The organism is Amycolatopsis sp. NPDC104775 (assembly GCF_055583325.1).
In genome coordinates this window covers 252,431-276,638 of record NZ_JBVJOE010000001.1, presented here as the reverse complement: position 1 = coordinate 276,638, position 24,208 = coordinate 252,431, and the positions used below count along the sequence as shown (strand labels likewise).

The window sequence follows — 24,208 nt, the reverse complement described above, 5'->3', positions numbered from 1 at the left end:
TGTGCGGAGGGCGCGACAACGCGGAGTACTCTTGGTATACCAAAGTGCTCCCGCTGAGAAAGGTGCTCTCCGTGTTGATCCGTGACGTCCGTCCCTGGGGCGGTCAGCGCAGTGACGTCGAGGTGACTGGCGACCGGATCTCCGCGGTGCGCCCGCACGATCCCTCGGCACCGCCGAGTCCGGACGTGCTCGAAGGGCGCGGACGGCTGCTGTTCCCGTCGTTCAGCGACGTCCACGTGCACCTCGACTCGACGCGCATCGGCCTGCCCTTCCGTCCGCACACCGGGGCGCCGGGCGTGTGGGCGATGATGCTGAACGACCGCGAGAACTGGCGCAACGCCGAAGTTCCGCTGCCGGAACGGGTCGCGGGCACGTTGGAGCGGATGATCGCGAACGGCACCACCCGCGTGCGCACCTACGCGCAGGTCGATGTGGACTGTCAGCTCGAGAAGCTCGACGCCGTCCTCGCGGCCAAGGAGCGGTTCGCCCGGCACGCTGACGTCGAGGTGATGGCGTTTCCGCAGGCGGGCATCCTGCGTGAGCCGGGCACGGTGGACGTGCTGGAGGCCGCGCTGCGTTCGGGGGCGTCGGTGGTCGGCGGGATCGATCCGTGCTCGCTCGACAAGGATCCCAAGGGGCACTTGGACATCGTGTTCGGGCTGGCCGAGAAGTACGGCGTCGAGGTGGACATCCACCTGCACGAACCGGGCCATCTCGGCGTGTTTTCGACCGACCTGGTGATCGAGCGGGTCCGGGCGCTGGACATGCGCGGCAAAGTGACCCTGTCGCACGCGTACGAGCTGGGCTCGGTTTCCGAAGCGGTGAGCCGGCGGCTGATCGACACCTTCGCGGAGCTGGACATCGCGATGGCGACCGTCGCGCCGTCGGTTGATCGGCAGTTGTCGCTGGCGGACTTGACGACCGCGGGAGTGCGAGTCGGGCTGGGGGAGGACGGCCAGCGGGACTACTGGAGCCCGTACGGCAACTGCGATCTTCTCGACCGCACATGGCAGCTGGCCTTCACGCACGGGTTCCGTCGCGACGAGCTGATCGAGATGGCGCTGGCCGTCGCGACGATGGGCGGCGCGTCGATCATGAGCCACGACGTGCCGCGGCTGGCGGGGGTCGCCGACCGGCCGGGCGTGGCCGTCGGCGACCGCGCGGATCTGGTGCTGGTGGACGGCGAGACTCCGACCAGCGCGGTGATGGACCGGGGCAAGGACCGGACGGTGCTGCACGACGGAATCGTGGTGGCGGACGGTCTGGCGGTGGTCGGCAGCTGAGCGGAATGGCGCCTCAGTCTCGCGGAGGTCGCGGGATTGAGGCGCCGAGGTGGGATATCAGCGGTGCCGCACTGGCCGGGGTTGGGATCTCAACAGACGCGGGCTGCCTGAAAGGGAGTGCGGGTGATATCTCACGGGCGGCGGCTGATCAACGCCCGGGGAGCACAGCTCGTCCGGTTGGGATATCTGGGGCAGCGGAGCCTGAACCTGGCTCAGTTCGCGGAAGCGGCTTCCGACGCGGGATGCCGCCGCGCCGCCTCGCTCGTGCCCGTGGCGAGATGCGCCAGGACGAGCCGCTCTACCCGTTCGACGTCCCGGTCCACGATCGCCTCGTACAGGAGTTCGTGTTCCGCCGCCATGGCTTCCAGATCGTCGTGCTGGCCGAGCAGCCAGCGCATCCGGCTGCGCAACGTCCGTTCCAGTTCGCCGAGCAGTTCGTTCGCCGACAGGGACGTCACGACCTCGTGGAAGTCGGCGGCCGCGCGGCGGGCCGCGACCGCGTCGCCGGCGCGGGCGGCGCGCAGTTCCTCGTCCAGCACCTCGCGCAGCCGCGCCAGGCCCTCGCGCGTGCGGCGCTGCGCGGCGAGCCGGAAAGTGAGGCCCTCGAAGGCGGTGCGCACTTCGTTGAGGTCCGCGACATCCGACGCGGTGAACTCCCGCACCACCGACCACGACCGCGGCCGCGGCGTCACCAGCCCTTCGTTCACCAGCGCGCGCAACGCGTCCCGCACCGGCACCCGGCTCACGCCCATCTCCGCGGCCAGGTCCCGTTCGACCAGCTTGCTTCCGGGAGCCCGCGTGCCGTCGAGAATCTCGTTGCGCAGCCGTTCCGTGACGCGTTCCGACTCCGACGCGAAACCCGGCTCCATCGATCCCCTTCCGCCGCCGTCACCGACAGTGTCGGCGAACCTTCTCCCAGGTTCCCGGAAAAACCCGCCCCCGGCAAGGTCTGGCCGCCAGGTTCCGCCGTTTGGTATACCTAAATGACCGACCGGAAGGAACCCGATGCGTACTCGCTGGCGTGCCCGGCACGTGCTGGCCCACCAGAACGGGCGGCACGCCCTGCTGGACAACGGCGAGGTCGTCTGGGAGGACGACGTAGTGGTCTACGTCGGCCCGCGGTATGCCGGAACGACCGACCTGGACGTCGACCTCGGCGAATCGCTCGTCCTTCCCGGCCTGATCGACCTCGACGCACTGGCCGATGTGGACCATCTCGTCCTCGATTCCTGGGCCGCCGCGGACCGTTCGGCAGGGCTGCAGTGGTCCGAGGACTACTTCGCGAACCGCCGCCGCGACGTCTTCACCCCGCGGGAGCGGCAGACCATTCGCGAGTACGCCCTCGTTCAGCTGGCGCTGCACGGAATCACGACGTTCATGCCGATCGCGTCGGAGATCCACTCGTCTTGGGCCGAGCCGTACGAGGAGCTCGTCGCGATGGCGGACTTCTCCCGGAACCTCGGGCTGCGCGGATATCTCGGCCCGGCTTACCGTTCCGGTGTCAATGTGGCCACTGTGGACGGTAAGCGCACCGTTGCTTTCGACGAGCGCCGCGGCGAGGAAGGCTTCGCCGACGCACTGCGATTCCTCGACCACGCAACGGAACTCGACGATCCGCTCGTCAACGGCGTTCTTTTGCCCTGCCGCATCGAAACCCTCACCGAAGACCTCATGCGCGCCACCGCCGACGCGGCGCGGCAGCGAGATGTCCTGGTGCGGCTCCACTGCCTGCAAGGCGTGCTGGAGCGAGAGCTGATCCTGAACCGTTACGGCGCAACGCCGCTGGAAATGCTCGACCGCACCGGTTTGCTGAACGACCGGCTGCTGATCCCGCACGCCCAAGTCCTCGATCGTCACCCTGCCGTCCACGGCGAAGACCGCGGTGACGTCGCGATGTTGGCCGAGGCTGGCGTGTCGGTGGTCCACTGCCCGCTCACGTCCTTCCGCTACGGCCACGCCCTGCGGTCGTTCCGCGGCTACCGTGAAGCAGGGCTGAACCTGTGTCTGGGCACGGATTCCTTCCCGCCGGACCTGGTGCGCGGGATGGATGTCGGCGTGCATCTGGCGAAGGTGCTGGACAACCGCGCCGACGCGGCGTCGGCGGAGTGGTACGTCGAAGCGGCGACGCTCGGCGGCGCCCGCGCGCTCCGCCGCGACGACCTCGGCAAACTGGCTCCGGGAGCGCAGGCGGACCTCGTCGCGTTCCACGTCGGCGATCTCCGCGACGGCGTTCAGGACGATCCGATCCGGACGTTCCTGCTGAGCGGAACCGCCCGCCAGGCAACGCATTCCGTCGTCGCGGGCCAGCCGGTGCTGGTGGACGGGCACCTTCCCGGCGTCGACGAACAGGACCTCCGCCGCCGCGCGCAGGCGTTGTTCGAGAAGATGCGCGCCGCGTATTCGGAGCGGGATGTCGAACGCCGGGAGGCGGGGGAGTTGTTCCCCCCGACCTTCCCGGCGTTCCAGAAGTAGCGGGGCTATCGCCGAGAGACGACAGCGCCGCGTTTCACCACGAGCCGCCGCGGAGGGTGGGATACGACGGCTTCGGCCGGATATACTGCGTCCACGAGGAAGAAATCGGCGTGGTCGCCGACCCGCAGGCCGTAATCCTTGAGCCGTAAAGCTTTCGCGCCGCCGTACGTCGCCGCGTGCAGCGCGAGTTCGATCTCCGGGTCGGTGCGGAACGAGCTGCGGTACGCCAGGTGCATGGTGCGGGTCAGCATGTCCCCGTCGCCGTAGGGTCCCCACAGGTCGCGGATGCCGTCGTTGCCGCACGCGACGTTCGCGCCCGCTGCCCGCATTTTGGCCAGCGGCGGCACCGGCCGGTCGTACACCGCCGCGGTGGTCAGCGTGACCCGCTGCTCGGCGAGGCCCTCGATCAGCCGGTCCTGCTGCGTGTCCGGAATGCCGCAGATGCCGAACGCGTGCCCGATCGCCACCTTCCCGGCGAGCCCGAGCGCCTTCGTCCGCTCGATGATCAGCTCGATTTCCCAGGCTCCGAGCGGACCTTCGTCGTGCAGATGCAGATCGACGCCGCAGCCGTGCCGCGCGGCGATGTCGAAAATCGCGTCGAGGTGCCCGCGCGGATCGCGGTCGTAGCCCGCCGGGTCGATGCCGCCGACGTTCTCCACGCCGGACGCCACCGCCCGCTCCAGCAGCTCCAGCGTGCCGGGCCGGGTGAGCAGGCCGCCCTGGGGGAAGGCGACCTGCTCGACGGTGACCCGGCCGCGATGCCGCGCCGCCGCCTCCCGCACCGCCTCGATGCCGGACAGCCCCAGTTCGGGGTCGACATCGGTGTGCGTGCGGACGTAGGAGGTGCCGTTCGCGATCATCGCGCCGAGCAGCGCGGCCGCGGGTTCGGGCGACGGGAGCCCGAATTCCTCGCGGCGGCGCTGTTCGTTCGAGATCCGGTCGGCGAGGACCGAACCCGAGGTGTTCGGCACCCAGGGGAGGCCCCAGAGGGTCTTGTCGAGATGGCAGTGGGCGTCGACGAGGCCGGGCAGCAGCAGCGCGCCGCCGCCGTCCTCGACCGGCACGTCCGCGTCGGCCGGCCCGAACCCGGCGATCCGGCCGTCGCGCACCAGCACGTCCGTCGGATCGCCGCCGCCCGGCCGGACGTTGCGCAGCAACAGGTTCACGCGACTCCCTCCACGGCCTCAGCCCGGACTGCCGGTTCGCGCCGCTCGGAGGTGGCGAGGCTGACGCCGACCGTGAGCACGACGTTGACGATGATGGCGAGCAGGCCAGGATTGAGGCCCCACAACGTGTTCTTCGACGCCAGGACCGTCCACGCGACGATCGCCACGCCGACTACGAGCCCGGCCGCCGCGCCCGCCTTGGTCAGCCGTCGCCACACCAGCCCCAGCACGATCGCCGGGAAGAACTGGGAGACGCCGTTCTGGCCGGTCAGCAGCAGGTTCACCAGCAGGGCGGGCTGGAAGATCGCGAACACCAGCGCCACCGCGGTCACGACCACGACCAGCGCGCGCGACAGCCGGAACACGCCCAGCTCGGAGGTCTTCGGCCGCAGGACGCCTTGGTAGACGTTGCGGGCCAGCAGCGTCGCGGACTGCAGCAGCAACAGGCTGATCGGCACGATCGCGGCCAGCGCTCCCGCGCCGCCGACGAGGCCGACCACCCACGACGGCATGGTCTTCACTGTCAGCGAAAGCAGGGCGCCGTTGGTGGCGCTGCCCTTCAGCCCCGGCACGACCAGTACTGCGGCGAAGCCGACGAACAACGTCAGCGCGATCAGAATTTGGTACAGCGGAAGGTAAATCGCGTTGCGGCGGATGGTCTGCTCGGACTTCGCGGTGTACATCGCGGCCAGCGCGTGCGGGAACATGAAGAACGCCGCGCTCGTGACGAGCAGGGTCGACATCATCCACGGCACGCCGAGCGGGCTGCCCGGCGCTGGTACGCCAAGGAAGCCAGGATGCTGTGCCTGGACGGTGTCGATGAGATGCCCGAAACCGCCGAAGTAGTGCACCGGAATCGCGATGCCGACGACCAGCACGGTGCCGATCAGCAGGATGTCCTTGAGCACCGACACCCACGCGGCGGCCTTCATGCCGGACGCGTAGACGAACACCGCGATCAGCACCACCGCGAGCACCATGCTGGTGACCCGGTTGATGCCGGTCGTCGTCTCGACGATCTGGCCGAGGCCGAGCAGCTGCGCCTCGATGTAGGGGATCATGAACGCCACGCCGACGATCGCGGTCAGCGCGCCGAACCACGGGCTGCGGAAGCGGTGAGTGAAGAAATCCGCTTGCGTGACGAGGTTGTGCTTCTTCGCGTACCTCCACAATGGAGGGAGGAAGAAGTAGGACAGGACGAAGGCGCACGTGCCGTAGCCGGCGATGTAGAACGCCGCGCCGCCGTTGGCGTAGGCGAACCCGGAGGCGCCGAGGTAGGTGAAGGTCGAATAGGTCTCGCCCGCGGCGAGCACCCAGAACAGCAGCGTCCCGTAGGACCGGCCGGCGACCGTCCACTGTTCGAGGTCCATCTGCTTCCGGCCGCGCGCGGCGAGTCCGATGACCACCGCCAGCGCCACCACGGCCAGTGCGACCACCGCACCCGCGTTCATCGCTGCTCCTGCTCGGTTTCGGCGGCGCCCGGGCGCCGGATGCGGTCGGCGACGCCGAGGAAGACGGGCGTGAGGGCCACCCAGAGCAGGATCCAGAACCCGATCTCGGGCAGGAACCAGATCCGGCCGCCGCCGCTGAACCAGGGCAGCCCGGCGATCATCGCCACGTAAGGGGTGAAGGCCACCGCGGCCACCACTGCGGAACGCTTCATCGCGCACACCCTTCGTTGTTTGGTATACCATAAACGCCGATGGCGGCGGGTTGTCAAGGGTGCGGGCGGGAACGATGCGGGCTCGCGACCGGGCTGGCGTGGCGCTGGAAGACGTGCGGGGCAGTAGCGGGTGTGAAATTGTCCGATTTAGACCCGGCTAGTCGAGCCGGGTGTTCGGGCGAGACTTTGGTAGACCGGATCACGGGCAAACCTGTCGCCTGTTTCCTCGGCCGACGGTTACCTTTGCCGCCGAAGGAGGGCGTAATGGACCACCCGACGTCGGAGCTGTGGCGCCCGACCGGCCCGGCCGAACTGGAACTGGTGCGCCAGTCGGGCTGGCGCGCGTGGCCGCCGCGGCTGCCGGAACAGCCGATCTTCTACCCGGTGCTGAACGAGGACTACGCGGTGAAAATCGCGCGAGACTGGAACGTCCGGCACGACGGTGCCGGTTATGTGACCCGCTTCCGCGTCGAAACGGCGTTCCTCGAGCGTTATCCGGTGCGACAGGCGGGTGGCGAGACGGTCCTGGAGCTGTGGGTGCCTGCCGAGGAGTTGGCTGAGTTCAACGCGCACCTGGTCGGGGAGATCGAGGTCGTGCACGAGTTCCGCTGACGGGCGTCTGGTGAGTGGCGGTGCCGGTTAGAACCGGCGCCGCCACTCACGACGCGTCGAGGCCCCCGGACAGTCCGCGGAAACACCGCACCGCCAACTCGACCGGTGCCGCCTTCTCATCGCTCCTGGCCCAGATCTCCAGCGAAATCCGGATCGCGTCCGTCGCCGCGGCCGCGACCAGATGCACTGTCACGTCGTCCGTCTCCGGCGACAGCCGCGCCAATATCGGCCGCAGGCGGGTCTCCGATTCCCCGTTCACCCGATGCCATACCGCCGCCAGCGCCGAATCGTCCCCGCTCGCGGCGCGCAGCAAACCGCGCGTCCAGCTGAACTCCGGAGTGGCGTCGGCGGTGGAGATCGTCGTGCGGATCGCGTCCTCGACCGCCTTCAGCAGCGGCATTCCTTCGGGGGCCGACGCGAGGTGCTCCCGCCACGAATCCGCGCCGACGACGAGCAGCGGGGCGACTGCGTCCTCTTTGGTGCGGAAGTAGCGGTAGAAGGTGCGCGGTGCGACACCCGCCGCGGCGGCGATCGATTCCGCGGTCGTTCCCTGTGCGCCCTGCTCGGTGAACAGGCGCGCGGCGGCTCGGGCGATGTCGAGTTGCGTCGCCGCTTTGCGTCGTTCGGTCAGGGTCGGGGTCTTTCCGCTCACTGCGGCAACGTTACCGGATGGCTGTCAATGGGGCATGTCATGTCAATGTGGCACAGTCTGCCACTTGGGCGTAAGCTGACGAGCAGAGGAAAGGAGCGGGCCATGAACCGTTACGAAGGACGCCGGGTGCTGGTCACCGGAGCCGGCTCGGGCATCGGGCAGGCGACGGTCTTGCGGATGCTGGCCGAGGGCGGGCGCGTCGTCGCCGCGGACGTGAGCGAAGCAGGCCTGGCGGATACCGTCGAGAAGGCGGGCGAGGCGGCGGATCGGCTGAGCACGGTGGTCGTGAACGTCGCCGATGAAGCGTCGGCCAAGGCCGCGGTCGCGTCGGCGGTCGAGCGGCTCGGCGGGCTGGACGCGCTCGTCAACGCCGCGGGCATCCTGCGGTCGGCGCACACCCACGAGATGCCGCTGGAGGCGTTCGAGCAGGTACTGCGCGTCAACCTGGTCGGCACATTCCTGGTGATCCGCGAGTCGATTCCGGCGCTGCGGGAAGGCAGCAAGCCCGCGGTGGTGAATTTCAGCTCGACGTCGGCGATGTTCGCGCACCCGTACATGGCGGCGTACGCGGCGAGCAAGGGCGGCATCCAGTCGATGACGCACGCGCTGGCGTCCGAGTACGCGAAGGACGGCATTCGGTTCACCGCCGTGCAGCCCGGTTCGATCTCGTCGGGCATGACCGACGGCAGCGGCAAGAGCAAGCAGAGCGTCGGCCCCGGCTTCCCGGAGGACGCTGATTTCACCCTGCTCGGCAAGCTGCTTCCCGCGCTGGGTCAGGGTTTCGCCGGTCCGGAGACGGTCGCGTCGGTGGTCGCGATGCTGGCCAGCGAGGACGCCGCGTTCATCACTGGCACCGAGGTCCGCATCGACGGCGGCACGCACTTCTGATGCGCGATTTGTTCAAGAACTGACCGGCGGCAGGGCCGCAGTTTCGCGGCATGACAAAGTTTTCCGCCGTCCGCCGCGAGGTGCGGCGATGATCCTCGTGACCGGCGGCCTCGGCATGATCGACGCGCACACGGCCCGGGCGCTCGCCGATCTCGGGCAAGATGTGCTGGTCACCGGACACCGGCGGACGGACGTCCCGTCGTTCCTGGCGGGCCGGGTCGCCGTGGAAACGCTCGACGTGACCGACCGGGACGCCTTCCTCGCGCTCGGCGGCCGGTACGACATCAGCGCGATCGTCCACCTGGCGGGCAGCATCCCGGGCGACGACCCGGTCGCGTATTTCCGGACGGACCTGGCCGGGCTGACCAACGCCCTCGACGCCGCCCGGACGTGGCAGGTGCGGCGGTTCGCCGTGGCGAGCAGCCTGGGCGTGTACGTCGGCCGCGCTGGCACGAGGATCTGCCGCTGCCGACCGCGGACCTGCCGCATCTGATCGTCGCGTTCAAGAAAGCCGTCGAACCGCTGACGACGCACGGCCTGCGGGGGAGCGGCGTCGAACCGGTGGTGCTGCGGATCGGAACTGTCTGGGGACCGCTCGTGGACCCCGAATCACCGTTCTTCCCGATCCCGTCATATCTCAACGCCGGGCTGTGCGGTGCCACGCCACGCCCGCTGGTCGCCAACGAGGGATTCGACTGCTGTTACGCACCGGACGCCGGTCGCGCGATCGCATTGCTGACCACGGCACCGTCGTTGAGATATCACACGTACAACGTGTCGAGCGGGCGGCCGGTTACCAACCGGGAATTCGCCGAGGCGCTGGCGGAAGTCGCGCCGGGCGTGCCGGATCGGCTGCAGCCGGGCGGCGAGACGGGGCCGTATCTGGATATTTCGCGGTTGAGGGAGGAAACGGGTTTCGCGCCGGAGTTCGATGTGCGGGCGGCGGTGGCGGATTACGCGGCGTGGCGGAAGACCAATCCGCGCTGATACTTCACTGGCCACAGCGGACAGTCCGGGCGCTGGTGCGAGAACAGGGCATCGAATTTGCGCAGGACCGGGTCATCCGGCAGCTCCGGGACGGGACCCTGGACGAGGGTGTGCTAGCCGGGCAGCAGGCTTGCCGAGCGGGATCTCGCCGCGGGCGTGGGCGTGAAAACGCTGGCCGCGGACATTCAGTTCGTGTGCGAGATTTCGATGTAATGCTTGCCGTTCATGGGAATGCACTCGGCACCGTCCACTGTGGGGTCCGGTGGAAGGGCGCGCAATGCGCGGACACAGTCGTCCGGGGTTTCGTAAGGCCCGTTGTACTCGAGGTGGCTGGCGAACGCCGTGCCGCTCAGCAGCAGAGCGCCCCCGGTCGTCGCGAGGCAGACGGCGGCGGTGGCCACGAATTTACGCATGGTCATGGGACAATCCCTCCGGTTCCGGCGATCGTGCTGACCGCCTCTTCCCGGTTGTTGCCCTGGCCGGATCGCGCCCAACCCGTCCTTGCCTGTTCGGCTATAAGGAATTGATCGAACGGGCAGCGGACGCGACCTCTTGCCGGAACGGCAAGTTTCCGTGCTCTCGCCGGGCAGGGCTGGCGAAACTGACCGCATGATCACCGCATCCCGGCTGGTGCCGCGCTCTGTCGCGGCACTTGCTCTTTCCGTCTTGCTCGCGCTCGGCACCGTCGCCTGCTCCGCCCCGCCGTCGGCTGACATTCCTCCCTATGCCGCGGCCACGCAGAACGATCCCGCCTTCCGCAGCACTTTCCGGCACGAATTCGCCGACGTCGACGGCGTGCGGATGCACTATGTCGCCGGTGGCAGCGGCAGCCCGGTCGTCCTGATCCACGGCTGGCCCCAGACCTGGTACGGCTGGTGGCCGGTCATGCCCGCGCTGGCGAAAAAGCACACCGTTTACGCGATCGACCTTCCAGGTTTGGGCGACAGCACCGGTTCCCCGAGCGGATACGACAAAGCCACCCTGGCCCGTTACGTGCACACCCTGATCGCCGAGCGGCTCAAGATCAAGAACGCCGCCGTCATCGGACACGATTTCGGTGCGGCGGTGGCATTCCAGTACGCCAGCCAATTCCCCGGCGACACCGCGCGTCTCGGCTATTTCGATTTGCCCCTGCCAGGCCCGGCGATCAACGCGGCCACCTACCGGACGTTGAGCTGGCACATCGCCTTCCACTCCCAGTGCCGAGTCCCCGAAGCGGTCGTCGGCGATGACGTCCGGGAATACCTCGCGCTGTTCTACCCCCAGGTTTCTTTCGGCGGCACAGCATTCGGCGGCACCTCGGAACGGTCGCCGTTCACCGAGTCCGAGGTCAACGAATACGCCCGGACCTACAGCCGTCCCGCGGTGCTGTCCGGAGGGTTCGAGCTTTACCGGGCGCTGGACAAGGACGTCCGCGACACGATGGCGGCGGCTCCGGTGAAGGTGCCGACGTTGCTTCTGACCGCCCAAGGCCAGCTCGACGCTATCCGCGCGACAGTGGCTCCGCGGATGACGGACATCGTGCAGGCCGCGGATGTGCCTAGGGCGGGGCATTGGCTGGTGGAGGAGAATCCGCAGTTCGTCGCGGGGGAGGTGGAGCGCTTCCTGAAGGGCTGACCCGGCAGGCGAGGATGTTGATATACCAGGCGAGGTAGAAGTTCGCTTCGCTCGCCTGGTGTTTCTCAGCCGGTCCAGCCCTGCTGGATGAGGCGTCCCAGTTCGTCCAGATGCTCGCGGGCTGCCCGCGCGGCTCCGGGGTCGGCAGTGTCGAACAGCTGCTCCAGTTCCAGCAATGCGGCTTCCGCCCGCTGCTCCGTCGACACCGACTCGTCCATACCTGCCCAGGGCTCGCTCCACTGGCCGGATCCTTTCCGGCTCACCGCGGACCGGAAGATAAGTTCCTCCACGGTGTCCACGGGCAGGTCGAGCTGAGCGGCCCAGGAGCCCAGCAACTCCACGTATTTCGCGTAAACGGCAGGTCGCCATTCGTCGATCATCAAGCGCAAGCCGGTGTGCGTTGCGAGCCAGCGGCGTACGACAGCGTCCAGGATCGGAGCACGGTCCGCGGAGAGCGCGGCTGTGACGAACCGCAGATACTTGGTGCCGAAAGCGACCCCGAGGTAGCGCAACGGCTTGTCCGCCAGTTCACGGAACGCCGCCAGCCCGCCCTTGTCCCGGGCGGCAACGGCTACTGCGGCCAACCGCTCGGCAGCGTCCGGGTTCTCGGCCAGTACCCGGGCGGTGCGCCAGGGGCCGTAGCCGACTCGTCCGTAGCCCCAGATCATCGCGGCCAGGAAGGCCCGTTCCGCACCTTCCGGCGTCATTGCGTCCGCTGCGTGGCTGGTGACCTCGGTGCGGTCGAGGCGGTCGGGCAGGGCGTCAAGGAAGGCGTGCTGGTTCGGGAACCGCTGCTGCCAGGGGCTGCGAGACCAGCGGATGGGCGGTTGCGGTGGCGAGTCCTGCTCGCGCCAGAGTCGGACAGCGCTAAATAAGGGAGCTGGTATCTCATCCGCACTGGGTGCCATGGTTCTCCTTTCTCTGGACAACCGTAGTACTACAACGGTGATCCATCAGATCACTGGCGGCCTCTCGCGGACTGCGTCGACGTATAGACGCGAGGCTTGGAACAGGGCTGATCCAAGCCTCGGCGCTCGGGTGAAAGCGGGACCTCCACCGCCGATTAGGTCTAGACATCCGATGGATGCCGGACTTACGCTCCCCGCCGTCACCGTTCGGTCACGGATCCGACAGGAGGACCACCGTGTCGATGCCCGCGAGCCTGGCGCTTGCCGCGGTACTGGCGGCCGGGGGAACGGCCTTGCCCGCTGCGACGGAAACCATCGCCTGCCACGGACCGGTCCGGCCGGCGGCGATCCAGACTGTGCAGTCGTGCGACGGCATGGACCGGATCCTCGCCAAGGCCGCCGCGACCGTGCCGCGTGCGGGGCAGGTCGCCTGGCAGCAGCGGCCGGTCACCGCGTTCACGCACTTCGGCATGGACACCTTCACCGACCGGGAATGGGGTTCCGGGGCGGAAAAGGAGTCGACCTTCGCGCCCACTGCCGTCGACACCGACCAGTGGATGCGGTCGATGAAGGCGGCTGGCGTGACGCAGGTGATGCTGACTGCGAAGCATCACGACGGGTTCGTCCTCTATCCGACGCGCTACACGAACCACTCCGTCGTCGCGAGTCCGTGGTGGGTTACGCCTGGATGCACTGACGGCACAGTGGCGAAGGCCAGGGCGGCTGCGCAGAACGGGCGGGCGCAGGATCCGTCCGCGTACTGGCAGGTGCGTGCCGCCGGATGCGCGAATCCGCGCGGCGACATCCTGCGCGACTACGTCGATTCGGCGCGGAAAGCCGGGTTGAAAGTCGGCGTGTACCTGTCGCCTGCCGACGGCGCGGAGTTGCCCGCACAGTTCTTCGCGGACCAGGTGAAGCGGGTCGAGGCGAAGGTCGCCGCGGGGGAGCCGTTGAGTATCGAGGAGCAGGCGACTTACGACGACCGTGCGAATACGCCTGCTGGTCAGGGGAGATACGGGACGGGCAGCGCGGCGAAGGTCCGCACCATTCCGTCGCTGGTCCCGAACGATGACCGCGCCGCGGCGCTCAAAGCCGGGAAGCTGCCGAAGTTCACGGTCACCGAAGACGACTACAACGCCTATTACCTGAACCAGATATACGAGCTGTTCACCCAGTACGGGCCTATCGACGAGTTGTGGCTGGACGGGGCGAACCCTTGGCGCGGCAACGGGATCAGCGAAACGTACGACTTCACGACCTGGTTCCGGATGATTCACGCGCTGTCGCCGGACACGGTCACGTTCGCCGGACCGGCGGGGGTGCGCTGGGTCGGCAACGAGAGGGGCCAGGCCCGCGAGACCGAATGGAGCGCGCTGCCGACCACGGGCGATCCGAACACCGCGCACAACGAAGAACTGTTCCTCGGCGGCGCGGAGGGCGCTGATCTCGGGTCACGGCAGATGCTTGCCGACCCGTCCGTGCGGTACCTGCAATGGGCACCGGCCGAAGCTGATGTATCAATCCGGCCCGGTTGGTTCTACCACCCGGACGAACAGCCGAAGACGCCCGCGCAGCTCGTCGACCTTTACCGTGCGTCTGTGGGACGCAACGCCTCGCTGTTGCTGAACGTTCCGCCTGGTCCCGACGGTCGGGTGGCTCCGGCGGACACCGCCGCACTGGCGTCCTTCGGACAGGCCATCGCCAAGACGCAGGCACAGAATCTCGCGGCCGGTGCGCGAGGATTGGACGCGGTCACGGATTGCTCGCTCACCACGTCGTGGTCGCCGCCGCACGGTGCGCTCGCCGGGACGATGGACGTCGCACTGCCGAAAGCGGTCACCTTCGACCAGATCCGGCTGGGGGAGGACATCACCCGCGGCCAGCACGTCGAGGGCGCGACCGTGCAAGCCGAAGTGGACGGTTCCTGGCGCACGATCGCGACCGTCACCACCGTCGGTGCCAACCGCCTCGTCACTCTCCCGTCACTGATTACCGCCCGGAATCTGCGCGTGGTCGTCACGCAGTCGCGGGCGACGCCGTACCTGGCGACCTTCGCGTTGTATCGCACTGTCCCCGCCGCCTGAGAGGAAGTCATGACTCTACGCCGCAGAGTTTGGCTCGCCGCTGTCGTCGCGACGAGTGCCCTCGCTATCGTTCAACCGGCCGACGCACGGCCGGGTTCGGTGCCGGTCGTTTCGCCGACACCACAGCAGATCAACCGCGATACCGCCGATGTGCCGTTGCCTTCCGCGGTGGTGCTCAAGACGGACGGCACCACGGACGGCCCGGCCAAGGATCTGCTGATATCTCTGTTGAAACAACACGGAGTCAAGAAGATCAGCACGGGTGCGCAACGCGGGTTCGTCGTCCGGCTCGGGAACGGCGGGGACGCGCCGACGCAGGCGGAGGGTTATTCGCTCGCCGTCCGGCGTGACAGCGTGACGATCACTGGCCGAGATGGTGCCGGGCAATACTACGGCGTGCAGACCTTAAGGCAGCTGTTCGTCCGAAGTGGACATAGCTGGGCAGTAAGCGGGGTCGCGGTGCGCGACTGGCCAAACATGGCGTTGCGCGGTTCGATCGAAGGCTTTTACGGTCCACCGTGGACGAACGCCGACCGCGTGCGGCAGCTCAACTTCCTTGGCGAGACCAAGGCGAACACCTACATCTACAGCGCGAAAGATGATGCGTACCTGCGCGCACAGTGGCGGGATCCATATCCGCAAAAAGAGTTGGACGCGCTCGGACAGCTGGTGCGCACGGCGAACACGAACCACGTCGACTTCACCTACGCCTTATCGCCTGGAGTCTCGATCTGCTTCTCGTCGCCGCAGGACGTCGCGGCGGTGAAGGCGAAATTCCAGGCCGTTTACGATCTCGGCGTGCGCTCGTTCTCGTTGCCGTTCGACGACATCTCGTACACCAAGTGGAACTGTGCTGGCGACCAGGCAGCATTCGGAGCGCCCGGCCAGGCCGCCGCGGGCAAGGCGCAGGTTTCGTTGCTGAACGAGATCACCAAGAACTTCGTGAAGACGCACGACGGCGTCCGTCCATTGCAGACGGTGCCGACGGAGTACAGCGACCTGAAGGATTCGCCGTACAAGACGCAGCTGCGGGAGAATCTCGACCCGTCCGTGGTTGTGCAGTGGACCGGCACGGCGGTGGTGCCGCCGAGCGTGACGAACGACGAAGCACAGCAGGTGTCCACTGTTTATGGACGGAAGGTGTTTCTCTGGGACAACTATCCGGTCAACGATTACGAGCAGTCCGCCGGGCGACTGTTGCTCGCGCCCTACGCGCATCGCGAAGCGGGGCTGTCGAAATATCTCAACGGGATCGTCTCGAATCCGATGAACCAGGAAGCGGCCAGCGAGGTCGCCGAGTTCGGGGTCGCCGACTTCTCCTGGAACGACGCTGGCTACTCGCCGGAGCGTTCGTGGCCGCAAGCGCTGGCCCGGCTCGCGGGCGGTGACCAGCGCGCGACAGCGGCGTTGAAGGTATTCGCGGACCTCGAACACCTGGCACCGGTCTTCGGGCCTACGCCATGGCAGCCGCAGGCACCCGTGCTCGCGACTCAGGTCGCCGAGTTCTGGCAGCGCTGGAACGCCGGTGATCACCGTGTGCTGGGCAAGCTGCGGACGTACGCCGAACAGATCCGCAACGCTCCCACGGTAATCCGGGGCGGGCAGGTGCAGAGCGCGTTCGTCAGCGAGGCGGCCCCGTGGCTGGACGCCACCGCACTCTGGGGCGAGGCGATGACGACCCGGCTGGACGCGTTCGCCGCGGCTGATCGCGGTGACGACGCCACGGCCCAGCGCCTGACGGCAGCCGCGGATACGCTGGTCAAACGCGCGGAAGCGGTGAAGACGGGCAACAGCAACCGGTGGGGCGTGCGGCAGGCGCTCGTCGGCGACGGCGTGCTCGACACGTTTCTCGTCCAGCTTCGCTCGGCGACGGTCGGATGAGCGGGGGAGGGATGAACGTGAGCAGGAGGAGTTTCCTCGGCGGCGCGGCCGCGGTCGCCGCGAGCACGGTGTTCGCCGGACCGGTGGGCGCGGCCGGCCGGCGCGGGCTGAGCGTATCCGGCGACCAGTTCTTGCTGGACGGAAAACCGTTCCAGATCGTTTCCGGGGCGATCCACTATTTCCGGCTGCGTCCAGATCAGTGGCGCGACCGCCTGTCACGGCTCAAAGCGCTGGGCCTCAATACTGTCGAAACCTATGTGGCCTGGAATTTCCATCAGCCGACACCCGGCCGAGCGGATTTCCGCGGTCCCCGTGATCTCGCCGCGTTCATTCGCCTGGCCGGGGAAATCGGGTTCCAGGTCATCGTCCGCCCCAGTCCCTATATTTGCGCGGAATGGGAATTCGGCGGCCTGCCCGCCTGGCTGCTCGCGGACCGGAACATGGAACTGCGCTGCGCCGATCCGGCTTATCTCAAGGCTGTCGACGCGTGGTACGACCAGCTGATCCCGCAGCTCGCCCGTTGGAAGCGCAGCACGGCGGACCGGTTGTCGCCGTGCAGATCGAGAATGAATACGGCAGCTACGGAAATGACACGAGTTATCTCGCGCATTTGCGGGACAGTCTGCGTTCGCGCGGCATAACCAGCCTGCTCTTCGTCGCTGACGGCGCCTCCGAGTACTTCATGCGTTTCGGCGAACTGCCGGGAACGCTGGAAGTCGGAACCGGCGACGGCGATCCGGCTCCGAGCATCGCCGCGCTGAAAGCCTTCCGACCCGGAGCGCCGGTGATGATGGCCGAATACTGGGACGGCTGGTTCGATCATTGGGGCGAACAGCACCACACCACCGATCCCCAGCAGACCGCCGCGCACATCGATCAACTGCTGGCCACGGGTGCGTCCGTGAACCTGTACATGGCCTGCGGCGGCACCAACTACGGGTTCACTGCTGGCGCCAACACCTCCGGTCTGCAATATCAGCCGACCGTGACCAGCTATGACTACGACTCCCCGGTCGGCGAGGCGGGCGACGTCGGCGCGAAATTCACCGCGCTGCAGGCTGTGCTGACCAAATACACCAAACAGCCGGTCGTCCCTCCGCCCGCTCGCTCGCCGCGCTTGCCCGCCCAATCGGTGACACCATCCGGTTCTGTGTCTCTTTTGGACTCACTGCCGGTGCTGTCCACCGTGGTCCGTTCGGCCCAGCCGGTCTCAATGGAACGGCTAGGACAATCCACCGGACTGATCCACTACCGCACAACCGTGCAAGGCCCGCACTACGGTCCGTTGAGCATTCACGGCCTGGCGGACCGGGCGCTGGTGTTCGTCGACGGCGCGGAGCTGGGCGTCCTGGACCGCAACCATCCGGACGCGACACTGGAGCTGAAACTGGAGAAACCCCGGACGCGCCTGGACATCCTGGTCGACACCATGGGCCGGGTGAACTACGGGCCGTACCTGGCGGATCGCAAGGGCATCGACGGCTGGGTCGCGATGAACACCCAGCAAAAACTGTTCGGCTGGGAGATCCGGCCGCTGCCCCTGGACGATCTGTCCCGGCTGCGGTTCTCTTCCTCGCCGCCGGGCGCCGGCCCGGTGTTCCACCGCGCGACCGCGACGATTTCCGAACCGGCGGACGGTTTCGTCGCCCTGCCCGGCTGGGAGAAGGGCGTCGTGTGGCTGAACGGCTTCAACCTCGGCCGCTACTGGAAAATCGGACCGCAGAAGACTCTGTACGTGCCGAAGTCGTTGTGGCGGAAGGGCAAGAACGAGCTGGTGGTGCTGGAGCTGCACCATCCGGGGACGTCGATCGAGATCCGTCCGGAGGCGGACCTGGGCTGACGGCGACGACCGGGCCGGAGCGGGGTTCCGGCCCGGTTACTGCTCACTGGCGAGATTTTCGATCGCCCGCTTCCGGCTGTGGTCGAACACGATCGAACTGCGGAACTGCACGACTTCCTTGCGGCTGCTGAGGTCCTCGACGAGGAACGTGTGCAGCCGCGCGACGTCCGGGACCGCGACGTGCAGCAGGAAGTCGTCGCCGCCTGCCAGGACGAAGACGGCCATCACCTCGGGCATGGCGAGCGCGTCGCGGCGGAAGCGGTCGATGATCGGCTGGCTGAGCGGGCGGATCTGGGCGAACACCATGGCCTGCACCGACCGGCCCAGCGCGGGCAGGTCGACCTCGGCGTGGAATCCGGTCAGCACGTGCCGGGCCTGCAGCCTGCCGATCCGGTCGGAACAGGTCGACGCCGCCACGCCGACGCGGTCGGCGAGATCGCGCATCGGGATCCGGGCGTCCTGCTGGAGTTCGCGGACGATCAGGCTGTCGATCCGATCCAGGTTCGGAATTTCGGGCATGTTCCGAACATATCACCGTAAGGAGCTCCAGTTGCACGGCGAACGAGGCAGTCTTACTTGCGTGAACCGAACAGAGAGCTTCCCCGGCGAAACCCTGCAGATCGTCCGCGGCGCGCGGTCAGGGGTCGCGATCTCCGTCGCGATCCATTCGACGGCGCGAGGCCCGGCGATCGGCGGGTGCCGGATCAAGGCCTATCCGTCGTGGCGGGACGGGGTGGACGACGCGTTGCGGTTGTCGTCGGCGATGACCACGAAGTGCGCGTTGGCCGGGCTTCCGTACGGAGGCGGCAAAACCGTGGCTGCGCTGCCTGCGGAGGGGCTGGATCCGGCGCGGCGGCGCGATCTGATCGCCGACATCGCCGAGGCGATCGCCGCGCTGGGCGGGCGGTACCGCACGGGACCGGACATCGGCTCGACCTCCGCGGACATGGCCGAGATTCACCGTCTCGCGCAAGGCTGGGCGTTCTGCCGTCCGGCGGAACAAGGCGGCAGCGGGACGTCGAGCGCGGCGACCGCGCGGGGAGTTCTGGCCGCGCTGCGGGCTGGCGTCGCACCGGGGTCGGTCGCGGGGCTGCGCGTGGGCGTGATCGGGTTCGGCAGTGTCGGACGGCTTATCTGCCAGGAGTTGCTCGAACGCGGCGCGGACGTCGTCGTGACAGACGTCGACAGCGGGCTGCGATCGGTCGCAGAGGAACTAGGTGCCACCTGGACGACGGCTGACCTGGTGCGTGAGCCGCTGGACGTGCTCGTGCCTGCCGCGACGGGCGGATTGCTGACGGCCGAGTCGGCTGCGGCCTGTGGCGCGTCGCTGATCGTGGGTCCGGCGAACAACCAGCTTGCCGCGGAGGAGGTGGCGGTGGTGTTGCGGGACCGGGGAATCACGTGGATTCCGGATGTAGTCGCGAGTGCCGGCGGGATCATTCACGCGGTCGGCCGCGAGGAACTCGGGATGGCCGAGGCCGCGGTGAACGCGAAGATCGACGCTATCGCCGATACGACGCGCGCCGTTCTGGCGCGCGCCCGTGAGCGGGAACTGACCACGGTGCGGGCCGCGCGGGAAATCGCGGCCGGGTAGCAGAAGGGAACGGGCCGAGGCTCCAGGATTCGCCCGGAGCCTCGGCCCGCCCTTTCCGCGAGGTCAGTACCAGTGCGCGCGGCCGCCGATGCGGCGTCCGGTCCCGCCGAGCACCGCGAGGATCGCTCCGATCACCACCAGGGCGATCCCGATGCTCCACAAAATCTGGATCGAGGTGATGAACCCGATCACGAGCAGAATGACGCCGAGAACAATCACGGGGAGAACCTCGTCTTCCTTCTCTCAGTGGGGAATGAGGCGTGCTCACTCAGGGATACCCTCACTCGGACGAGTGAAACATGGGATGGGCGGGAAATTCCGGGGCGGCCGCTATTCCCGCGCCGTGAATTTGTCACCGCATTGCTCGCCGTGATGGCAGGAATTCCGGCAAACGGCGTAAGGAACTGCGACACCCGACAGCCTCGCCGCGGAACCGGGCGAAGCGGGCCGTCTCCCGCGTGCCTGCGCTGCCGCCGCGGGACGGGCATCATGGGGTGGGGGCCGGGCCCGGCCGCCCTAGTTTCCGCCTGCCCTGCCGGGGCAGGATCGACCGACGGGACCATGACGATGGACGAGCCGGACCAGGCCCGCACCGACCCCGCGCCGGAGTTCCGCGTCGAGCGCGACGACCGGCCTCCGGCCGCGGTGCTGACGGTGTACGGCGAGATCGACATGATCACCGCTCCGCTGCTGACCGCCGCGGTCGACGAGGTGCTCGCCGAGGCCCCGCCGGTGCTGGTGGTGGACCTCGCCGCGGTGCGCTTCCTGGCCTCGGCCGGTCTGACCGCGCTGGTGACCATGACTCAGCGCCAAGGATCGCGCGGCGGGCTGCGGATCGTCGCGTCCGGGCGGGCGACGATGCGGCCGATCCAGCTCACCGGGCTGGAGCGGACCCTGCCGCTGTACCCGACGGTCGAGGCGGCCCTGGCCGGGCGCTGACCCTCCCGGGTGTCTCGTTCGGACGGACGCGGGTGAATCCGGTGCGAAGAGGGTAACCGGGCGGTGGGAAAGAAATTCCGGGGCGGACGAGCTTGTCCGGCAATCGCTCGCGCCCCGGGAGCATAGCCCGTCGAACGGGGAGAACATGCGCATCGGCTACACCTTGATGACTGAACAGACCGGGCCGCGCGAACTGGTCAGCTGCGCGACCGCCGCCGAGCAGGCCGGCTTCGACTTCGCGGCCAGCAGCGACCACTATTCGCCGTGGCTGGCCGAACAGGGACACGCGCCGTACGCGTGGAGCGTGCTGGGCGCGGTGGCCCAGGCGACCGAACAGATCGAACTCATGACGCTCGTGACCTGCCCGACCATGCGGTATCACCCGGTGGTGGTCGCGCAGAAAGCCGCGACGGTGCAACTGCTGTCCGACGGCCGGTTCACCCTCGGGCTCGGCGCGGGGGAGAACCTGAACGAGCACGTCGTCGGCATGGGCTGGCCTTCGGTGTCGGTGCGCCACGACCGGCTCGCCGAGGCCGTCCAGATCATCGGCGGCCTGTTCGACGGCGGCACGTTCACCTACTCGGGCCAGCATTACCGGGCCGACGGGGCGAAACTGTGGGATCTGCCGCCGACCCGGGTGCCGATCGCGATCGCGGTGTCCGGCCCGAAATCGGTGCAGCGGTTCGCGCCGGTGGCCGACGCGATGGTCGCGGTCGAACCGAAATCCGAGCTGTGCACGGAATGGGACCACGCCCGGGTCGGGCCGCCGACCCGCAAGATCGGCCAGCTGCCGGTCTGCTGGGATCGGGACCGGACGGCGGCGGTCCGGCGGGCGCACGAGCAGTTCCGGTGGTTCGGCTCCGGCTGGCCGGTGAACGCTGAACTGCCGGGGACGCAGGCATTCGACGCGGCGACGCAGTTTGTGCGCGAGGACGATGTCGCGGCGGGAATCCCGTGCGGTCCGGACGCGGGGCCGATCATCGAAGCGGCGAAGCAGTTCGCGCAGGCCGGGTTCACTGATCTGGCGCTGGTGCAGATCGGCGGGGCCGAGTATCAGCCGGAGTTCGTGAAGTTCGCGCAGCAGGAGCTATTGCCCGCGTTGCGGTGAGTCCATAGTGGAAGCTGGGCCCGGGTGTCGAGACACCCGGGCCCAGCTGTGTCTTCGGTGTCTTATGGATGCCGCAGCAGCGCGCCGAAACCGTCGGTCAAGTCAAGCCGCTCGTCCATCACCACGACGTCCGCGCCGACCGCCACCGCCGCGTACGGCAGCGCCTCGTCCGCGCGGCGGCGGGCCGGGTCGTCCACGCCGAGGGCGTCCAATCGGGACTGTGCCACGCCGACCTGGGTCGGTTCGGAACCGGTGTACACACTGGCTTCTCCGGAATCACCGACCAGCAGCGTCGCCACGTTCGCCTCCGCCAGCGCGGCGGTGACGGCGGACAATCCGCTGACCGCCAGCGCGGATTCGCGGGCCGCTTCGGCGCGGAAGCGTTCGGCCAAGTCGTCCAGCTCGCGCAACCGTTGCCCGGTAAGCAGTTCGTGCACCGCGCGGTCCAGTTCGGCCCGGTCGGAACCGGGGGCGCGGCTGCCCGCGTCGACTTCCGCGGTGAGCGAGCGGGCGGGTTCGGGCAGGCGCTCGTGCAGTTCGGTGCGGGCCTGGACTTCGCCAGCCAGAACGATCGCTCGCGGCCGCACGCGTTCGGCGGCCTTCGCGACGTGGTCAGCGACCTCCGAGAGATTGCGATGCGCGGTTTGCTCGGCGTGCGACTGGATGTCGCGGTGCGCCGGACCGCCGCCGCGGACCTTGTGCACCGGGTGCTCCTGCCCGTGCACGGTCTCGGTTTCCACGCTTCCGTCCGGCCGGTGCACCTCGATGTCCGCGCCGGTCCGGTCGACGAGCACCACCAGATGTGCGGGGACTTCGTCGAGATGGCTCACGGTCGGCAGGAAGTACGGCAGGTCGGAGTAGCGCGCCTCCTGTGCCGGCGGCGGAGCCGCGAGCCGCCGGTCGAGCAGGACGCTGCCGTGTGCGGCGACGATGGTGCGCCCGGCCCGGCCGACCGGCGGGGAGCTTTCCTCCACGGTGCGCAGGACCGCCTCGACGCTCGGCCGGTCGGCGCCCTGGTCTGCCAGAGCGGCCTCGATTTCCTTGAGCCGCAAGCGCAATTGCTTGGCCGCGTCCTCGGTGTCGTGCGATTCGTCGAAGTGCACCGAGACGAACGGCCCGTCGGTCAGCAGTGCGCGAAGTTCGTGTGTGTCCATTTCGGATTTTTCTCCCAACGTTCGGGACAGTCTCACCGGGTCCGGGGCAGTTCGGGCGAAGCGGTGTCCAGCGGCACCGCTCCGGAACGGACGAGCCCCAGCTGCACGGTCTGCCGCCGGCCGACCTTCTCCAAGGCCCAGTCGGCGGCCGTGCGCAGGCGGTTTCCCGGCAGGGACAGCAGGTGATAGCCGCGGGTCACCAGGCGGGCGGGCAGCCCGGCCAGCGGGATGTGCAGCGGATTGGCCGCGCCTTGGCCGGAACCGAGGTCGACGGCGAAGCCGAGATCGCGATGCCGGTACTGGCGTGCGTGGCCGACTCCCAGGGACGCGGCCACGTTGTTCCCGGCCACTTTCCCTTGCCGCTGCGCGTGTTGCGCGGTCATCGGGGTGGTTTCGCCGGGCCGGGTCAGGTCCGGGACCGCCGCCGCGTCGCCGCAAGCGAACACGTCGGCGCGGCCGGGCACGTTCAGCTCCGGCGTGACGACCAGACGGCCCTTCACGGTTTCCAGGCCCAGATCGGAGACCAACGGATCGGGCCGGACGCCCACGCACCACACAAGCGTATGCGTCGGCACAGCGTCGCCGGTGGTCAGCGTCACGCCTTCCACATCCGCCTGCTCGACCGAGGTCTTCATCTGGACGTCGACGCCGCGCTCGCGCAATACCCGGTCGGCAGTGGCGCCGAGCCGGGGGTCCAATTCGGGCAGGACGCGGTCGGCGATGTCCAGCAGCATCCAGCGAATCCGCTGTCCCTCGAGCTCCGGATGGCGGCGGGCGAGAGCGGCGGTGAACTCCGGGCCCTGCGCGGCGACCTCGGTCCCGGTGTAGCCCGCGCCGACGACGACGAACGTGCACCGGGCGTCGCGTTCGGCTTGATCGTCGGTCGCGGCGGCCAGTTCGATCTGGCGGGTGACGTGGTCGCGCAAGTACAGCGCTTCGGGCAGGCCGCGAAAACCGTGTGCGCATTCGGCGACGCCGGGGATCGGCAGCAGCTTGTTGACGCTGCCCGCGGCGAGGATCAGCCGGTCGTAGTGCAGCGATCCCTGGCGGTCCTCCGGGTCGGTGTAGGCGACGGTGTGGGCGTCGAAGTCGACCGATTCCGCGGTGCCTAAGACCAGCCGGACGCCGCGCAGAGTGTCCGGAATGGACACCGCGACGCGCCGGGGGTCGATGACGCCGCTCGCCACCTCCGGCAGCAACGGCAGGTACAGGAAATAGTCGGTCGGGTTCAGCACGACGACCTCGGCGCGGTCGCCGAGGGTGCGCAGCAGTTCCTTCGCCGCGTGGTAGCCGGCGAACCCGCCGCCGACGATCACGACTCGCATGGGCGGCCTCCTTTCGCTGGACGGGTACCCGGAGC

Annotated in this window: 24 protein-coding genes and 1 pseudogene; 14 read left to right on the top strand and 11 right to left on the bottom strand. The window is 68.4% G+C overall.

Annotation, left to right across the window (positions count from 1 at the left end):
- Window positions 1–71: 71 nt before the first annotated feature.
- Window positions 72–1,283 (top strand): amidohydrolase family protein, encoded by a 1,212-nt coding sequence (locus ACZ63D_RS01155; RefSeq protein ID WP_465352254.1) that lies wholly within the window; start codon window positions 72–74, stop codon window positions 1,281–1,283.
- 212 nt (window positions 1,284–1,495) lie between these two features.
- Here the strand turns inward: ACZ63D_RS01155 and ACZ63D_RS01150 are convergent, their stop codons facing one another.
- Complete coding sequence (locus tag ACZ63D_RS01150) at window positions 1,496–2,152, bottom strand: GntR family transcriptional regulator (protein ID WP_465352253.1); 657 nt, start codon at window positions 2,150–2,152, stop codon at window positions 1,496–1,498.
- 136 nt (window positions 2,153–2,288) lie between these two features.
- On the opposite strand from ACZ63D_RS01150, the gene ACZ63D_RS01145 reads away from it, so the two are divergent.
- Window positions 2,289–3,755 (top strand): chlorohydrolase family protein, encoded by a 1,467-nt coding sequence (locus tag ACZ63D_RS01145; protein WP_465352252.1) that lies wholly within the window; start codon window positions 2,289–2,291, stop codon window positions 3,753–3,755.
- A 5-nt stretch (window positions 3,756–3,760) separates the two neighbouring features.
- Here the strand turns inward: ACZ63D_RS01145 and ACZ63D_RS01140 are convergent, their stop codons facing one another.
- From ACZ63D_RS01140 to ACZ63D_RS01130, 3 genes are read right to left on the bottom strand one after another with little or no spacing between them, the layout of a single operon-like run.
- Window positions 3,761–4,921 (bottom strand): amidohydrolase, encoded by a 1,161-nt coding sequence (locus tag ACZ63D_RS01140; RefSeq protein WP_465352251.1) that lies wholly within the window; start codon window positions 4,919–4,921, stop codon window positions 3,761–3,763.
- Window positions 4,918–6,372: a sodium:solute symporter family protein gene (locus tag ACZ63D_RS01135; RefSeq protein ID WP_465352250.1), complete on the bottom strand. Its 1,455-nt coding sequence runs from the start codon at window positions 6,370–6,372 to the stop codon at window positions 4,918–4,920. The genes ACZ63D_RS01140 and ACZ63D_RS01135 overlap by 4 nt, the downstream gene beginning before the upstream one ends.
- Window positions 6,369–6,584: a hypothetical protein gene (locus ACZ63D_RS01130; protein WP_037713851.1), complete on the bottom strand. Its 216-nt coding sequence runs from the start codon at window positions 6,582–6,584 to the stop codon at window positions 6,369–6,371. The genes ACZ63D_RS01135 and ACZ63D_RS01130 overlap by 4 nt, the downstream gene beginning before the upstream one ends.
- A 264-nt stretch (window positions 6,585–6,848) precedes the next feature.
- On the opposite strand from ACZ63D_RS01130, the gene ACZ63D_RS01125 reads away from it, so the two are divergent.
- The gene (locus ACZ63D_RS01125) at window positions 6,849–7,196 is read left to right on the top strand and encodes a hypothetical protein (RefSeq protein WP_465352249.1); all 348 of its coding nucleotides are present in this window, start codon (window positions 6,849–6,851) and stop codon (window positions 7,194–7,196) included.
- Between the two features lie 46 nt (window positions 7,197–7,242).
- Here the strand turns inward: ACZ63D_RS01125 and ACZ63D_RS01120 are convergent, their stop codons facing one another.
- A complete protein-coding gene (locus tag ACZ63D_RS01120) occupies window positions 7,243–7,848 on the bottom strand; it encodes a TetR family transcriptional regulator (RefSeq protein ID WP_465352248.1) in 606 nt (201 codons plus the stop codon).
- 102 nt (window positions 7,849–7,950) lie between these two features.
- Here ACZ63D_RS01120 and ACZ63D_RS01115 point away from each other — a divergent pair, with 102 nt between their 5' ends.
- From ACZ63D_RS01115 to ACZ63D_RS01105, 3 genes are all read left to right on the top strand, one after another.
- Window positions 7,951–8,736 carry an SDR family NAD(P)-dependent oxidoreductase gene (locus tag ACZ63D_RS01115; RefSeq protein WP_465352247.1) on the top strand — a complete coding sequence of 262 codons (786 nt, stop codon included), beginning with the start codon at window positions 7,951–7,953 and terminating at the stop codon, window positions 8,734–8,736.
- Between the two features lie 88 nt (window positions 8,737–8,824).
- The gene (locus tag ACZ63D_RS01110; RefSeq protein ID WP_465352246.1) at window positions 8,825–9,229 is read left to right on the top strand and encodes an NAD-dependent epimerase/dehydratase family protein; all 405 of its coding nucleotides are present in this window, start codon (window positions 8,825–8,827) and stop codon (window positions 9,227–9,229) included.
- Window positions 9,230–9,333: 104 nt separating this feature from the next.
- Entirely contained in the window at window positions 9,334–9,723 is a 390-nt protein-coding gene (locus ACZ63D_RS01105) for an NAD-dependent epimerase/dehydratase family protein (RefSeq protein WP_465352245.1), read from the top strand.
- A gap of 185 nt (window positions 9,724–9,908) precedes the next feature.
- Here the strand turns inward: ACZ63D_RS01105 and ACZ63D_RS01100 are convergent, their stop codons facing one another.
- Entirely contained in the window at window positions 9,909–10,142 is a 234-nt protein-coding gene (locus ACZ63D_RS01100) for a hypothetical protein (protein ID WP_465352244.1), read from the bottom strand.
- Window positions 10,143–10,332: 190 nt separating this feature from the next.
- Here ACZ63D_RS01100 and ACZ63D_RS01095 point away from each other — a divergent pair, with 190 nt between their 5' ends.
- Complete coding sequence (locus tag ACZ63D_RS01095) at window positions 10,333–11,340, top strand: alpha/beta fold hydrolase (protein ID WP_465352243.1); 1,008 nt, start codon at window positions 10,333–10,335, stop codon at window positions 11,338–11,340.
- Between the two features lie 65 nt (window positions 11,341–11,405).
- Here ACZ63D_RS01095 and ACZ63D_RS01090 read toward each other — a convergent pair whose 3' ends face one another.
- Window positions 11,406–12,248, bottom strand: a complete 843-nt coding sequence (locus tag ACZ63D_RS01090) for an 8-oxoguanine DNA glycosylase OGG fold protein (RefSeq protein ID WP_465352242.1) — start codon at window positions 12,246–12,248, stop codon at window positions 11,406–11,408.
- 242 nt (window positions 12,249–12,490) lie between these two features.
- Here ACZ63D_RS01090 and ACZ63D_RS01085 point away from each other — a divergent pair, with 242 nt between their 5' ends.
- The 4 genes and pseudogenes from ACZ63D_RS01085 to ACZ63D_RS01070 all read left to right on the top strand — a co-directional run bounded on the left by ACZ63D_RS01085 (window position 12,491) and on the right by ACZ63D_RS01070 (window position 18,053).
- A complete protein-coding gene (locus ACZ63D_RS01085) occupies window positions 12,491–14,332 on the top strand; it encodes an alpha-L-fucosidase (protein ID WP_465353675.1) in 1,842 nt (613 codons plus the stop codon).
- A 9-nt stretch (window positions 14,333–14,341) separates the two neighbouring features.
- A complete protein-coding gene (locus tag ACZ63D_RS01080) occupies window positions 14,342–16,213 on the top strand; it encodes a beta-N-acetylglucosaminidase domain-containing protein (RefSeq protein WP_465352241.1) in 1,872 nt (623 codons plus the stop codon).
- A pseudogene (locus tag ACZ63D_RS01075) lies at window positions 16,210–17,225 on the top strand (glycoside hydrolase family 35 protein); the annotation flags it as partial. The gene ACZ63D_RS01080 and the pseudogene ACZ63D_RS01075, both read left to right, overlap by 4 nt.
- Before the next feature lie 201 nt (window positions 17,226–17,426).
- Window positions 17,427–18,053: a hypothetical protein gene (locus ACZ63D_RS01070; RefSeq protein WP_465353674.1), complete on the top strand. Its 627-nt coding sequence runs from the start codon at window positions 17,427–17,429 to the stop codon at window positions 18,051–18,053.
- Window positions 18,054–18,089: 36 nt separating this feature from the next.
- Here ACZ63D_RS01070 and ACZ63D_RS01065 read toward each other — a convergent pair whose 3' ends face one another.
- Window positions 18,090–18,572, bottom strand: a complete 483-nt coding sequence (locus ACZ63D_RS01065; RefSeq protein ID WP_465352240.1) for an Lrp/AsnC family transcriptional regulator — start codon at window positions 18,570–18,572, stop codon at window positions 18,090–18,092.
- Between the two features lie 61 nt (window positions 18,573–18,633).
- Here ACZ63D_RS01065 and ACZ63D_RS01060 point away from each other — a divergent pair, with 61 nt between their 5' ends.
- Window positions 18,634–19,647 carry a Glu/Leu/Phe/Val dehydrogenase dimerization domain-containing protein gene (locus ACZ63D_RS01060; protein WP_465352239.1) on the top strand — a complete coding sequence of 338 codons (1,014 nt, stop codon included), beginning with the start codon at window positions 18,634–18,636 and terminating at the stop codon, window positions 19,645–19,647.
- A gap of 63 nt (window positions 19,648–19,710) precedes the next feature.
- Here the strand turns inward: ACZ63D_RS01060 and ACZ63D_RS01055 are convergent, their stop codons facing one another.
- Window positions 19,711–19,866: a hypothetical protein gene (locus ACZ63D_RS01055; protein ID WP_086024889.1), complete on the bottom strand. Its 156-nt coding sequence runs from the start codon at window positions 19,864–19,866 to the stop codon at window positions 19,711–19,713.
- 342 nt (window positions 19,867–20,208) lie between these two features.
- Between ACZ63D_RS01055 and ACZ63D_RS01050 the strand changes: the two genes are divergently transcribed.
- Both ACZ63D_RS01050 and ACZ63D_RS01045 read left to right on the top strand, forming a co-directional pair.
- On the top strand, window positions 20,209–20,586 hold the full coding sequence (locus ACZ63D_RS01050; protein ID WP_465352238.1) for an STAS domain-containing protein: 378 nt from the start codon (window positions 20,209–20,211) through the stop codon (window positions 20,584–20,586).
- A gap of 145 nt (window positions 20,587–20,731) precedes the next feature.
- Window positions 20,732–21,694: a TIGR03557 family F420-dependent LLM class oxidoreductase gene (locus tag ACZ63D_RS01045; RefSeq protein WP_465352237.1), complete on the top strand. Its 963-nt coding sequence runs from the start codon at window positions 20,732–20,734 to the stop codon at window positions 21,692–21,694.
- A 62-nt stretch (window positions 21,695–21,756) separates the two neighbouring features.
- On the opposite strand, the gene ACZ63D_RS01040 is transcribed toward ACZ63D_RS01045, so the two are convergent.
- Both ACZ63D_RS01040 and ACZ63D_RS01035 read right to left on the bottom strand, forming a co-directional pair.
- A complete protein-coding gene (locus ACZ63D_RS01040; protein ID WP_465352236.1) occupies window positions 21,757–22,848 on the bottom strand; it encodes an Rv2629 family ribosome hibernation factor in 1,092 nt (363 codons plus the stop codon).
- Window positions 22,849–22,880: 32 nt separating this feature from the next.
- Entirely contained in the window at window positions 22,881–24,173 is a 1,293-nt protein-coding gene (locus ACZ63D_RS01035; RefSeq protein WP_465352235.1) for an NAD(P)/FAD-dependent oxidoreductase, read from the bottom strand.
- Between the last annotated feature and the right edge of the window lie 35 nt (window positions 24,174–24,208).